The organism is Acinetobacter sp. 18QD2AZ41W, from assembly GCF_009829025.1.
Taxonomy (GTDB): Bacteria; Pseudomonadota; Gammaproteobacteria; order Pseudomonadales; family Moraxellaceae; genus Acinetobacter; species Acinetobacter pseudolwoffii.
This window is the reverse complement of the sequence record NZ_WURP01000002.1, coordinates 430,929-443,942: the sequence shown is the minus strand read 5'-3', so window position 1 is coordinate 443,942 and position 13,014 is coordinate 430,929. Positions and strand designations below refer to the sequence as shown.

Genomic DNA, 13,014 nt, shown 5'->3' with positions numbered 1-13,014 from the left:
GATTGAGTGGGTTTTTTTATGTCTGATATTTGGTGATGATGTTGGTGGAAAATCTGAAAAGCACTACAATAGTTAAAATAAAACAAATAACAAGAATATGTATGATGATTAAAAATTTAATGCTATCAACTTTAATTTTATTTATGGCTTTGCCTGTTTTTGCTGCAGATTCAATTAAGTCATTTCCTTTTAAAGAAAAAAATATTTCCAAAGCAGAAATAAGATCAATTTGTCAAAAAGTAAAATTTAGTTGTGATGAGCGTGATGCAAAACTTTGGGTAGTTAAAATTGCTGAAGCTGAAAAATATTATTTAATTGATGAAAATTTACAAATTATTCAGCTTTCAAAAAATCTTGGAAAATATCAAATCATTGATTATTGGGATCTAACCACGTATCAACAGGTTTATGCGCTTAAAGAGGATAAGAGTGGTATAGAATTTATATATCCTGCCTTATACCCACTCAATCGGCATAGTTATGCTATTGCCTTAATTCATGGCTGGGTTTCAAATGATGCAGGTGAACAGAATGCACAGTTTATTCAATTACTTCCAAAAGGAAAGACAAAACTGGTCTTCGAGCATTTACCTTTTTACGAATACCAGAATCGACTTTCCTGCTACAAAGATATGAAAGATAAAAAGAATAATTATTGTGATGATCAGAAGGAGACCGTACTTAAGATCAGCTATAGAGATGTAGGATTGGCTTATTATGAATGGCGTTTAAGTTATTTGAATATAAACTGGCTTAAGAATAATAAAATCGACGAATATAAACAGCGGAGTTTGGCGTTAATCCCTTTTATTCAAGCGCAGTAAAGGCATGTAGCAGTGATCTAACATCATCCGTTTGCAACTGCTCACGCATTTTTAAAAACTGCTTTTCATCTAAGTCATAGAGCTTAAGAGAAAGCAGTTTTTCTATATCTGCTTTAGGAAAACGATATTTAATAATTTTGGCAGGCACGCCACCGACCACTGCGTATGATGGAACGTCTTTGGTGACCACGGCACCTGTTGCCACCACAGCACCTTCGCCAAGCGTTACACCTTGCATAATCATGGCACGTGAGCCAATCCAGCAACCATCGCCAATGAATGTATCGCCAGCAGGCACAAAACTGCGTGTATCGAACGGAAACGCTGAAATCCAGTCGGTACGGTGGAGTTGGTTACCACCCATCATAATCACGCATTCTGCGCCAAAACAGACAAAATTACCGATATGGAGCTGATCAATCGGCTTCTCGGGTGTGGCGGGCTTGTCATGTAAATAACGCACTACACAACGCTCAAACCCCTGATCCCAATAGGCTGAGTAGTAAGAGTAATTCCCCTTGATATGAATATTCGGATTCTTCACCGTTTTTGAGATGAACTCGAATTCACACCAGTGATTCACAGGAGAATTAATTAACTTTTCAGACATGCGTATATGGCGTTTAGAAGGTGGGGGGATTATATCAAACAAAAGTCCCCCTTTGAAAAAGTGGGATTTTGGGGGGATTCTTAAATAAGGCCTCTCCTTTGTCGAGTAGTGTTCTTCCTTTCCTAAAAGGAAAGGCAATTTTATTGTGAATTTTGATTTGTAATGATGGCTTTGTGTCCCTATGGAATAACATCCTCAGAATATATGCTGAGTGTACAAGGGGGTGAAGAATATAATTTAAATTATGAAAAATTTTATCTGAACAAATTCCAAAAGATACTAAAAATACGAGCAATACAATTGGGAAAATGAAAGCCCAGAATTGCGCAGCTGAGTATCGCGGTTGAAATAATCAGGACAGAACTGGTATGCATGTCGATGAAGTATGACCAGTTGATCGCGATGGCAACACCAAGGATCAAACCGCCAAGTGCATAGTAAAAAGCGTGTATGAAGCGATCATCCATTTTTTGTTATCTATTTTATTATTTGCTCATAAATTAAAGCTAAATCAATAGTTTTGCAATAAAAAACCCCTCAATTGAGGGGCTTTAATTGTTGTAAATATCTAAAGCTTAGATATATTCAACTTTCACAATTTCGTATTCAACTTCACCATTTGGTGTCGTAATTTTCACATCATCGCCTTCGTTTTTACCTAAAAGACCACGTGCAATTGGTGAGTTCACAGAGATCTTGTTGATCTTAAAGTCTGCTTCGTCATCGCCTACAATCTTGTAAGTTTTTTGCTCTTCAGTATCCAGGTTTTCAATTGTCACTGTCACACCAAAAACCACACGACCTGATTGCTCAAGTTCTTTCACATCAATGACCTGGCAAGCGCCCAGTTTCCCTTCGATGTCCTGAATACGGCCTTCACAGAAACCTTGCTGTTCACGCGCTGCGTGATATTCTGCATTTTCTTTTAAGTCGCCGTGTTCACGTGCTTCCGCAATCGAAGCCGTGATACGAGGACGGTCAACGGTTTTCAGTTGATGTAATTCTTTCTCTAAGGCAATTTTGCCTTCAGGAGTCATAGGATAACGTTGCATGTTGTCCCTCAAAAGTCAGTTGAAAGATATAAAATCTATAAATAAAAAAAAGCCCGCCACCAAGAAGGTAGCGGGACTTCTTGGAAACTTAATTAACCTTTAGTTAGGTCTTGCAAGCGATATACATCCATTGGCAATTTGATTGCTAAAGCTTGGCATACAGCATCAGCACCGTTCAAGGTGGTCGTGTAATACACTTTACCTTGTAGCGCAGAGCGACGGATCGAGAACGAATCCTGCTGAGCCTGTTTACCTTCAGATGTATTGATAATGAGGTGAATTTCGCCATTTTTCAAGCGGTCCACGATATTAGGACGGCCTTCGGTTACTTTATTCACACGTTCACATGCAATACCCGCTTCAGTAATCACACTGTATGTGCCACCCGTTGCAAGCAACTTGAAGCCATAGTCTACCAGTTGCTGAGCGATACGCGCGACATGCGGCTTATCTGAATCACGAACAGACAGGAATGCATGTTTTACTTCGCCTTCAGTTGGTTTACCTGGTAAGCGATCGTTCGAGCCTAATACAGCTTTATAGAACGCTTCACCAAATGATTTACCAACACCCATGACTTCGCCAGTCGATTTCATCTCAGGGCCAAGGATTGGGTCAACACCCGGGAATTTGTTGAATGGGAACACCGCTTCTTTTACAGAGAAGTGCTGAGGAATAATCTCTTTAGTGAATCCTTGAGATTCTAGAGATTGACCTGCCATACAACGTGCAGCAACTTTTGCTAAAGACTCACCGATACATTTAGAAACGAACGGTACAGTACGTGATGCACGTGGGTTCACTTCCAGAATGTAAACGTCAGTGCCTTTTACTGCAAACTGAACGTTCATCAAACCGATTACACCCAGTTCTTTTGCCATTGCAACAGTTTGACGGCGCATTTCGTCCTGTACTTCTTGAGAAAGCGAGTAAGGAGGAATCGAACATGCTGAGTCACCAGAGTGGATACCCGCTTGTTCAATGTGCTGCATGATACCGCCAATTACAACGTCTTTGCCGTCAGATACGCAGTCCACGTCAACTTCGATCGCGTCATCAAGGAAGCGGTCAAGAAGAACCGGTGCTTCGTTTGATGCTTGAACTGCATCACGTAAGTAGCGTTTCAATTCGTCATCGTTATACACGATTTCCATGGCACGACCGCCAAGAACGTATGATGGACGTACAACGAGTGGATAGCCAACTTTCGCTGCTTCAGCCATACCTTCTTCAGCAGATTTTACAATGCTGTTGTTCGGTTGACGAAGTTGCAGACGCTGAATCATTTGCTGGAAGCGTTCACGGTCTTCTGCACGGTCAATCGCGTCTGGAGATGTACCGATAATTGGCGCACCGGCTTCTTCCAAAGCACGAGCCAATTTCAAAGGTGTTTGACCACCGTACTGCACGATAATGCCTTTAGGCTTCTCGATACGTACGATTTCAAGCACATCTTCCAATGTGATTGGTTCGAAGTACAAACGGTCTGATGTGTCGTAATCTGTAGAAACCGTTTCAGGGTTACAGTTGACCATGATGGTTTCATAACCATCTTCACGCATTGCAAGCGCTGCGTGTACACAGCAGTAATCGAACTCGATGCCTTGACCAATACGGTTAGGCCCGCCACCAATCACCATGATCTTGTCACGCGTTGATGGATTTGCTTCACATTCTTCATCGTAAGTTGAGTACATGTATGCTGTATCAGATTCGAATTCTGCAGCACATGTATCGACACGTTTGTAAACAGGGGTTACGCCCAGGTTCCAACGGTGTTTACGGAATTGTTTTTGTGAAATGCCCATCAAGTCTGCAATACGAAGATCCGATAAACCTTTACGTTTGAAGCTGCGGATGTTGTCCGCGTTCAAATCACCAAAACCTAAAGATTTAATCTGTTCTTCAGTTTTAATGATGTCTTCGATTTGAATCAGGAACCAAGGGTCGATATTGGTTGCAGCAAATACTTCATCAAGTGTAAAGCCGTGACGGAATGCATCACCAATGAACCAGATGCGCTCAGGACCTGGCACTTTAAGTTCTTGAAGAATTTTATCTTTCGCACCTTCAGCACCGATTTCGATTTTTTCATCGAAGCCAGAAGCACCGACTTCAAGACCACGAAGCGCTTTTTGCATAGACTCCTGGAAGTTACGGCCAATGGCCATGACTTCACCGACAGATTTCATCTGAGTCGTCAAAGTTGCATCTGCTTGCGGGAATTTCTCGAAGTTGAAGCGAGGAATTTTCGTTACAACGTAGTCAATCGCAGGTTCGAATGAAGCCGGTGTTGTACCGCCCGTGATGTCATTTTTCAACTCATCAAGGGTATAACCTACAGCCAGTTTCGCCGCGATTTTCGCAATCGGGAAACCCGTTGCTTTAGATGCAAGGGCAGAAGAACGAGAAACACGTGGGTTCATCTCGATCACAACGATACGACCGTCTTTCGGGTTGATACCGAACTGAACGTTTGAACCGCCTGTTTCTACGCCAATTTCACGAAGTACAGCTAAAGATGCATTACGAAGTAACTGGAATTCTTTATCTGTCAGCGTTTGTGCAGGCGCAACAGTGATGGAGTCACCGGTGTGCACGCCCATTGGATCAAAGTTTTCAATGGTACATACGATGATACAGTTGTCATTTTTGTCACGAACAACTTCCATCTCGTATTCTTTCCAGCCAATTAAAGATTCATCAATCAATAACTGTTTGGTCGGAGAAAGATCGAAACCGCGTTCACAGATTTCAATGAACTCTTCACGGTTATATGCGATACCGCCGCCTGAACCACCCATCGTGAATGATGGACGGATAATCACAGGGAAGCCGAAGCGTGCTTGAATAGTTAAAGCTTCTTCCATTGACTCGGCAATATCTGCTTTTGGACATTCAAGACCAATTTTACGCATTGCCTGGTCGAAGAGTTTGCGGTCTTCAGCTTTTTCAATCGCTTCTTTGGTCGCGCCGATCAATTCAACATTGTATTTTTCTAGAATGCCGTGCTCATCAAGGGCAAGGGCACAGTTCAATGCAGTTTGACCGCCCATGGTGGGAAGAACTGCGTCTGGGCGTTCTTTCTCAATAATTTGTGCAACAGTTTGCCAGGTAATCGGTTCGATATACGTTGCGTCTGCCATTGCAGGGTCGGTCATGATGGTCGCCGGATTCGAGTTGACCAAAATAACGCGGTAGCCCTCTTCACGAAGGGCTTTACATGCTTGAGCACCTGAGTAGTCAAACTCACATGCCTGACCGATGACAATCGGACCCGCACCAATAATTAAGATGCTTTTAATGTCAGTACGTTTAGCCATGAATGATGCTTCCTTAATTACTTCTTAGATGCTTCGATAAGTTCGATGAAATGATCGAACAATGGTGCGCAGTCATGTGGACCAGGGCTTGCTTCAGGGTGACCCTGGAAGCTGAACGCAGGCTTGTCTGTGCGATGAATACCTTGGTTAGTACCATCAAACAGTGAGCGATGCGTTACACGCAATACATCCGGCAGGTTGCTTTCATCAACTGCGAAGCCGTGGTTTTGAGAAGTAATCATCACTGTACCATTTTCAAGGTTTTGCACAGGATGGTTGGCACCGTGGTGACCGTGAGGCATTTTTAGTGTTTTGGCGCCACTTGCAAGTGCAAGGATCTGGTGACCCAGACAGATACCAAATACTGGAATTTCAGTGGTTTCTACAATTGTTTTTACAGCTTCAATTGCGTAGTCACATGCAGCTGGATCGCCAGGGCCGTTCGAGAGGAACACACCATCTGGATTCAGAGCAAGTACGTCAGCAGCAGGAGTTTGCGCAGGCACCACAGTCAGTTTACAACCGCGGTCTGCGAGCATACGTAAGATGTTGGTTTTGACACCGTAATCGTATGCAACAACATGGAATTTAAGTTCAGGTTGAGAGAAACCTTTGCCTAATGCCCAAGAGCCTTCAGTCCACTCAAAGCCCTCAGGATCGCAACATTCTTTTGCCAGGTCTAAACCGTTTAAACCGCTAAAGGCACGTGCTTTTTCAAGCGCTTCTGCTTCAGTGATATTTTCGCCAGCAAGGATACAGCCATTTTGCGCACCTTTGTCACGTAGGATACGTGTCAATTTACGCGTGTCGATATCCGCAATTGCCACAACATTGTGTTGTACCAAATATTCAGCTAATGATTGGGTTGAACGGAAGTTACTGTGCAATAAAGGCAGGTCACGAATGATCAATCCGTTGGCCCAAACTTTATGAATACGACCTGATTCAGCGTCTTCTTCATTGCAGCCTGTGTTACCGATATGCGGGTAAGTCAGTGTCACAAGTTGCTGTGCATAACTCGGGTCAGTCAAAATTTCTTGATAGCCAGTCATGGCAGTGTTGAAAACGACTTCACCAGTCGTACTACCCGATGCGCCAATCGAAGTACCTTTAAAGATAGTTCCGTCGGCAAGGGCTAAAATTGCTGGGGTGCTCAAACCAAAGCTCCTGAAATTTAGGCTGTAAAAAAGCGAGAAGACGAAAAAAAAGGAAGGCTAATTTTTAAACCTACCCTCCTATGTCTGCTCGCTTGAACTTAACACGGCATTATACGCAGAATGATGCTTGAAGTCCAATGGCTTTGCAGCGAAAGTATAAGATAAATGCCTTGCTTTTTGAATGGAAGTCTGTTTTGTAAACAGGATGAAAAAATGTAAGCAATTAATAATTGTCAGACAAATCAAATCTTAAATTTTATCAAGTCTACTAATATAGCTCAGTCAATATAACAATAGGAACAAGACAAATGACTACAGCATCAAAATCTACCCAATCCAAAAAAGCCAGCCCGAGCGTCGTGGCAGAAACTGCCGAGAAGCTTGAAAAAGTAGCAGTAGAGGCGAAAGATCAAGCACTTGAAAGCATCGAAGAAAGTAAAGAAAAGCTTGAAGTTGAAGCCAAGCAATTGACCGATACCGTACAGGAACAATTGCGCCAATTTAAGCAGGAGGTGTTGCAGCGAATTGACACTTTAAAGGAGCAGATCTTCGGTTCACAAAAAGAATTAACTGAATTGAAGAGCTTTATCAAAACAGAATTCAATGCAGTGATCGAAGACTTGTCCAGTCTGGGCAAGGAACTGAAAGAGGATGTCAGTCAGATTTCGACCAAACATAAAGAGCATTTGACCGATACCTTAAAACGTTCTAAAGACAGCACCATTGAAGTGCTGAAAAAAGTCAAGCCGGTAGTGAAAGCAGAAAGTTCAGACAAAAAGCCTGAGCTGAAAAGTTAAACTGCGTTGAAAGGCTGCTCTTTAAAAGGAGAACAATCACATGTTCTCCTTTGTCTTTATGTAGCAAAACGGACTCACAATAATAATCAGAAGGGGTTACGATGCCACGGCATTATTTGGTAGGTGTGCTTGTTTTATTGATATTGATTATGCTGCTTAATCTGGAAAGCGGCTTGGGGCGCATACTTTATCTGGGTGTGATTGTGTTATGTTTGGGCGTACAGGGGCTGGTTTTGGGGACTGTTCTGCTCATGGTACTCACTTTTACTTTTATTCTTTATGCTGCAGTGAAAGCCATTCGGAGCCAGCATCAGTTACCTCATTAAAATGCTACTCTAAGATGTTCAAAAACAAGAAAATGCAAAATAACCATACACAGCTAACTACTTTGTTTAGATACAAACAAAAACGTGAGACTTCAAGTCTCACGTTTTATCAGCCTATTACAGATTCAGACAGAGGATATACAGGTTTGATTGATCTAAAATACATGCAACCAGTCACGTTTATTATGAAAATCTGCCTGAGGACTACTATGCTGCATCGCGTAGTACTGGTCACCTTGCGAGGTTTTTAAAACAGCAGATAAACCCAGGAACAAGTTTTCCCATTTGAGTTTATGTGTTGCCATAAAATCGGTCAGATCCACACTGACATTGAGACCATAATGGGTACGTTTGAGCTGATTCAGCTCAATATCATCTGCAGCTTGTGGTGGCATATCTTCAGGATAGCGGTATTCTTCAAATTGATAAGCCTGCCAGGCCTGAGAAGGGGAGAGATTAATCTCACGATAAAAATCTTCACCCTGAACCCCAATAAAAATTTCAAAGCAGGTCTGTTCCCACAAGAAATCCTGACGGGGATGTGCAGCTACCATGTCTGGCCACAGGATGTAATGATTGGGATCGCGGATCCAGAAGCCCACATTTAAACTACATGGACCTTGCTGTTCAATGGCAGCAACCAGAGAGATGGCCTGAAAACGGCGATCAAATGCGCTAAGTTCGTAACTTGCCATAAGTCCTGTACTTAGTTAGACAAATGAGCGAAACGAACAAGATTGGACAATTTTTGGTTCTGTTTTGCCGCTTTCTTATAAAGCAGTGCAATTTTACCAATAGTTTGAACCACTTCAGCACCAGTCGCTTCTGAAATTTCAGCAATCAGCGCTGCACGCGCTTCACGATCTTCAGCGACAATTTTAACTTTAATCAGTTCGTGATCGTTTAAAGCACGCGCTAATTCTTCGATGACATTTTCCGTCAGACCTTTGTCACCTAGCATCACGACTGGGTTAAGTGTATGTCCGATTTGACGTAAACGCTTACGTTCCTGAATAGATAAAGCCGCCATGAGAGATAACCTGAATTTTAAAACGGCTTAGTATAGCAAAAGCAAAAAATAAACGCTGTAAATTATCAGGAAATAATCATATTCAATCTGTCCACGGAGAGAGCAAAAGCCTTAGATTTAGATACACATGTATACTGCAAAATAAGTCTTTTTCACGTACAATTAATAATGAGACATTTTTTTATTTAGAGAGTTATGGCTACACGCATTACCAACCAAAAGTTATCTAAAAGTAGTCGTGATTGGATGAGAGAGCATTTAGACGATCCTTATGTGAAAAAGGCACAAAAGGAAGGCTATCGTGCGCGTGCAGCATATAAGCTCTTAGAAATGCAAGAAAAGTATAAAATCATTAAACCTGGTATGACTGTGGTCGACCTGGGCGCAGCGCCAGGCAGCTGGTCACAGATTGCCGGTAAACTTGTTGGCGATAAGGGTTTATTGATTGCATCTGATATTTTACCAATGGATGCTTTACCAGATGTCACTTTTCTGCAAGGTGACTTCCGTGAAGAAGAAGTTTTCCAAAAACTGCTAGAAATTTTAGATGGTCGTACTGTAGACGTTGTAATTTCAGATATGGCCCCCAATACATCAGGTAATAAGGCTGTAGATCAACCGCGTCAGATTTACTTGTGTGAACTTGCACTGGATTTTGCCAATAAGGTGCTAGGCCCCAAAGGTCAATTTGTGGTAAAAGTTTTCCAAGGCTCAGGTTTTGATGAATTCCGTAAGCAAGTGGTTGATAGTTTTGATATTCTGAAAACATCTAAACCCTTGGCATCACGTGCTCGCTCTAAAGAAGTTTTCCTGATCGGGCAGGGACGCAAGAAGGCTTTAAAATAAGTCTACTTGCCAAGTCGTTAAAAATTGTGCATTTTGTACGTTTTCAGATAATTGTAAGTTAATTTACAGCTTAAGTATTAAGGTCACCCTGAACAGGGCATGATCAAATTAGATTGGAATGGGAATAAAGCTTTGAGCGATCTTTTTAAGAATGCCGTATTGTGGCTCGTGATACTGGGTGTGCTGGTGTTAATCTTCAGCAACGTCAGTGACCGCAATCAACCGACTACAATGAACTACTCAGAGTTTGTTGCCGCGGTCAATGCTGGCCAAATTAAACAAGTTGTTATTGACGGCGAAAGAATTCGTGGCGAAAAATCAAACGGTTCAGAGTTTGAAAGTATTCGTCCGGCAGTTCAGGATCCTGAGCTGATGCCAAGCCTCATTAAAAATAATGTTGTGGTCGAAGGTGAAGCACCACAACGTCAAGGCTTGCTCATGCAGTTGCTTATTGCAAGTTTCCCTGTGCTTTTAATCATTTTGTTATTCATGTTCTTTATGCGCAACATGGGTGGCGGTGCAGGTGGTAAAAACGGCCCAATGAGTTTTGGTAAGTCTAAAGCCAAAATGTTGTCTGAAGACCAGATTAAAGTCACTTTCGTCGATGTTGCCGGTTGTGATGAAGCCAAGCAAGAAGTGGTTGAAATTGTCGACTTCCTGAAAGACCCAACGAAATTTAAACGTCTCGGTGCAAGTATTCCACGTGGTGTTTTGATGGTCGGTCCTCCAGGTACAGGTAAAACCTTGCTTGCCAAAGCCATTGCCGGTGAAGCTAAAGTGCCATTCTTTAGTATTTCAGGTTCTGACTTCGTGGAAATGTTTGTGGGTGTTGGTGCATCGCGTGTGCGTGACATGTTCGAACAGGCAAAACGTCATGCACCATGTATCATCTTTATTGATGAGATTGATGCAGTCGGTCGTCACCGTGGTTCAGGTACAGGCGGTGGTCACGATGAACGTGAGCAGACGCTGAACCAGATGCTGGTGGAAATGGACGGCTTTGAAGGCAATGAAGGTATTATCGTGATTGCTGCAACCAACCGTGCAGATGTACTGGATAAAGCATTACTTCGTCCAGGCCGTTTTGACCGTCAAGTTGTGGTTGGTTTGCCAGACATCAAAGGTCGTGAACAAATCCTGAATGTGCATTTGAAAAAACTGCCTTCAGTCACAGGGGTCGACGTTAAAGTACTTGCACGTGGTACACCGGGCTTCTCGGGTGCGCAATTGGCCAACCTAGTGAATGAAGCTGCTTTATTTGCTGCACGCCGTAACAAGAATACTGTCGATATGCATGACTTCGAAGATGCAAAAGACAAACTGTATATGGGGCCTGAGCGTAAGTCGATGGTGCTGCGTGATGAAGAGCGTCGTGCGACGGCTTATCATGAAGCAGGTCATGCGATTGTTGCTGAAAGTTTGCCGGGTACAGACCCTGTGCATAAAGTCACCATTATGCCGCGTGGCTGGGCATTGGGCGTGACCTGGCAGCTACCTGAATTTGACCAAACCAGCCATTATAAAGACAAAATGTTGAATGAACTTTCTATTTTGTTTGGTGGTCGCATTGCAGAAGAAGTCTTCATTAACCAAATGTCGACAGGTGCTTCAAACGACTTCGAACGTGCAACTAAAATGGCACGTGCGATGGTGACCAAATACGGTATGTCTGACAAAATGGGCGTCATGGTCTATGAAGAAGATGCACAGCAATCGTTTATGGGCAGTATTGGTAGCCGCAGTATTTCTGAAACGACCCAGTTAGAAGTCGATCGTGAAATCCGTCGTATTCTGGATGAGCAATATAAAGTCGCACGCGATATCTTGGAAAGTAAAAAAGATGTTGCCCATGCGATGGTCAAAGCCTTGATGGAATGGGAAACTATTGATCGTGATCAAATCCGTGACATTATGGAAGGTCGTGAGCCTCAACCGCCAAAAGTCTATGTTGCAGAAAATCCTGTGATTGATGTAACCCCAGATGATGGCCCGTTAACGCCACCGCCATTGCCAGCCAACTAAGTTAAATAAAAAATCACCTTCGGGTGGTTTTTTTATGTCAGTCATTTTTATGATAATTTTCTGAATGCTATATTTAACTCAAAACTAATGGGAAAATGTCTTATCGAGCTTTGCTTTATTGCTCTATCCATAAGACAATATTCGAATTATTGTGAACGAGAATGGAAACATGCAGCTGATGCCTTTACGACCACATGTATGGACATTTGGTGAGTTAAAACTGGACTTATCTCAGCCGCATGTGATGGGAATTCTCAATGTCACCCCCGACTCATTTAGTGATGGTGGTCGGCATAATCAAAAAGAAGATGCAGTTGCACGTGCGCTGGAGATGATGGCTGAAGGTGCGACCGTAATTGATATCGGCGGGGAATCGACCCGTCCGGGTGCCGCTGTGGTAGACGTAGAGGAAGAGATCCGCCGCGTGGTGCCTGTGGTTGAAGCCTTAGCAAAACATGATGTTGTTCTCTCGATTGATACTTCACAACCAGAAGTGATTCGTGCAGCGGTTCAGGCCGGAGCGCATATCTGGAATGACGTCCGTGCGTTGACCCGCCCCAATGCCTTAGTAACGGCCGCTGAATTAAATATTCCGGTAATCATTATGCATATGCGTGGTGAGCCGACCACCATGAACAATCTGGATCAATATGAGGATGTCACTACCGAGGTGATTGGCGAACTATCTCAACGTGTTCAGGATGCCTTGGATGTAGGAGTAAAAGCCGAAAATATCATGATTGATCCGGGGTTTGGTTTTGCCAAGAATGCCCAGCAAAATCTCAAGCTGCTTCAAGAATTTTATAAATTGACAGAAATGGGTTATCCGATTTTATCTGCCTTATCACGTAAACGCTTTATTGGGGCTGTCTTAGATGGCGCAGAACCACAGGCGCGTGCGGTGGGTTCGGCAACAGCACATTTGCTCAGTATTCAGCAGGGCGCCTGTATGGTACGGGCACATGATGTGAAAGCGACAGCGGATGCGATTAGAGTCTGGCAAGCCATGCAGATGGCGTAGACATTG

General features: G+C 43.0%; 12 protein-coding genes. 6 read left to right on the top strand and 6 right to left on the bottom strand.

Features of this window, described 5'->3' with window-relative positions; translation table 11 throughout:
* The first annotated feature begins 101 nt into the window (after positions 1–101).
* Entirely contained in the window at positions 102–824 is a 723-nt protein-coding gene (locus GVV58_RS05105; protein ID WP_159516102.1) for a hypothetical protein, read from the top strand.
* Here the strand turns inward: GVV58_RS05105 and GVV58_RS05100 are convergent.
* The 4 genes from GVV58_RS05100 to carA form a co-directional block, all read right to left on the bottom strand.
* On the bottom strand, positions 808–1,434 hold the full coding sequence (locus tag GVV58_RS05100; protein ID WP_159516101.1) for a CatB-related O-acetyltransferase: 627 nt from the start codon (positions 1,432–1,434) through the stop codon (positions 808–810). The two genes, GVV58_RS05105 and GVV58_RS05100, sit on opposite strands and share 17 nt — an antisense overlap.
* A 575-nt stretch (positions 1,435–2,009) precedes the next feature.
* Positions 2,010–2,486 (bottom strand): transcription elongation factor GreA, encoded by a 477-nt coding sequence (gene greA, locus GVV58_RS05095; RefSeq protein ID WP_005097724.1) that lies wholly within the window; start codon positions 2,484–2,486, stop codon positions 2,010–2,012.
* 92 nt (positions 2,487–2,578) lie between these two features.
* On the bottom strand, positions 2,579–5,809 hold the full coding sequence (carB, locus tag GVV58_RS05090) for a carbamoyl-phosphate synthase large subunit (RefSeq protein ID WP_005097722.1): 3,231 nt from the start codon (positions 5,807–5,809) through the stop codon (positions 2,579–2,581).
* Between the two features lie 17 nt (positions 5,810–5,826).
* Entirely contained in the window at positions 5,827–6,966 is a 1,140-nt protein-coding gene (carA, locus tag GVV58_RS05085; protein WP_005097721.1) for a glutamine-hydrolyzing carbamoyl-phosphate synthase small subunit, read from the bottom strand.
* A gap of 308 nt (positions 6,967–7,274) precedes the next feature.
* Here carA and GVV58_RS05080 point away from each other — a divergent pair, with 308 nt between their 5' ends.
* Both GVV58_RS05080 and GVV58_RS05075 read left to right on the top strand, forming a co-directional pair.
* Positions 7,275–7,763 carry a hypothetical protein gene (locus tag GVV58_RS05080; protein WP_159516100.1) on the top strand — a complete coding sequence of 163 codons (489 nt, stop codon included), beginning with the start codon at positions 7,275–7,277 and terminating at the stop codon, positions 7,761–7,763.
* A gap of 101 nt (positions 7,764–7,864) precedes the next feature.
* Entirely contained in the window at positions 7,865–8,089 is a 225-nt protein-coding gene (locus GVV58_RS05075; RefSeq protein WP_159516099.1) for a hypothetical protein, read from the top strand.
* A gap of 155 nt (positions 8,090–8,244) precedes the next feature.
* Here GVV58_RS05075 and GVV58_RS05070 read toward each other — a convergent pair whose 3' ends face one another.
* Entirely contained in the window at positions 8,245–8,784 is a 540-nt protein-coding gene (locus tag GVV58_RS05070; protein ID WP_005169863.1) for a DOMON-like domain-containing protein, read from the bottom strand.
* 11 nt (positions 8,785–8,795) lie between these two features.
* A complete protein-coding gene (gene yhbY / locus GVV58_RS05065; RefSeq protein WP_005097716.1) occupies positions 8,796–9,119 on the bottom strand; it encodes a ribosome assembly RNA-binding protein YhbY in 324 nt (107 codons plus the stop codon).
* Positions 9,120–9,314: 195 nt separating this feature from the next.
* On the opposite strand from yhbY, the gene rlmE reads away from it, so the two are divergent.
* The 3 genes from rlmE (at position 9,315) to folP (ending at position 13,008) form a co-directional block, all read left to right on the top strand.
* The gene (gene rlmE, locus GVV58_RS05060; RefSeq protein WP_005097715.1) at positions 9,315–9,965 is read left to right on the top strand and encodes a 23S rRNA (uridine(2552)-2'-O)-methyltransferase RlmE; all 651 of its coding nucleotides are present in this window, start codon (positions 9,315–9,317) and stop codon (positions 9,963–9,965) included.
* A gap of 132 nt (positions 9,966–10,097) precedes the next feature.
* A complete protein-coding gene (ftsH, locus tag GVV58_RS05055) occupies positions 10,098–11,987 on the top strand; it encodes an ATP-dependent zinc metalloprotease FtsH (protein WP_100355633.1) in 1,890 nt (629 codons plus the stop codon).
* Positions 11,988–12,156: 169 nt separating this feature from the next.
* Positions 12,157–13,008 (top strand): dihydropteroate synthase, encoded by an 852-nt coding sequence (gene folP / locus GVV58_RS05050; protein ID WP_159138239.1) that lies wholly within the window; start codon positions 12,157–12,159, stop codon positions 13,006–13,008.
* The last annotated feature ends 6 nt before the right edge of the window (positions 13,009–13,014 follow it).

Coding starts and splice junctions, on each gene's coding strand:
- GVV58_RS05105 (WP_159516102.1), top strand. CDS start 102: ATGATGATTAAAAATTTAATGCTATCAACTTTAATTTTATTTATGGCT.
- GVV58_RS05100 (WP_159516101.1), bottom strand. CDS start 1,434: ATGTCTGAAAAGTTAATTAATTCTCCTGTGAATCACTGGTGTGAATTC.
- greA (WP_005097724.1), bottom strand. CDS start 2,486: ATGCAACGTTATCCTATGACTCCTGAAGGCAAAATTGCCTTAGAGAAA.
- carB (WP_005097722.1), bottom strand. CDS start 5,809: ATGGCTAAACGTACTGACATTAAAAGCATCTTAATTATTGGTGCGGGT.
- GVV58_RS05080 (WP_159516100.1), top strand. CDS start 7,275: ATGACTACAGCATCAAAATCTACCCAATCCAAAAAAGCCAGCCCGAGC.
- GVV58_RS05075 (WP_159516099.1), top strand. CDS start 7,865: ATGCCACGGCATTATTTGGTAGGTGTGCTTGTTTTATTGATATTGATT.
- GVV58_RS05070 (WP_005169863.1), bottom strand. CDS start 8,784: ATGGCAAGTTACGAACTTAGCGCATTTGATCGCCGTTTTCAGGCCATC.
- yhbY (WP_005097716.1), bottom strand. CDS start 9,119: ATGGCGGCTTTATCTATTCAGGAACGTAAGCGTTTACGTCAAATCGGA.
- rlmE (WP_005097715.1), top strand. CDS start 9,315: ATGGCTACACGCATTACCAACCAAAAGTTATCTAAAAGTAGTCGTGAT.
- folP (WP_159138239.1), top strand. CDS start 12,157: ATGCAGCTGATGCCTTTACGACCACATGTATGGACATTTGGTGAGTTA.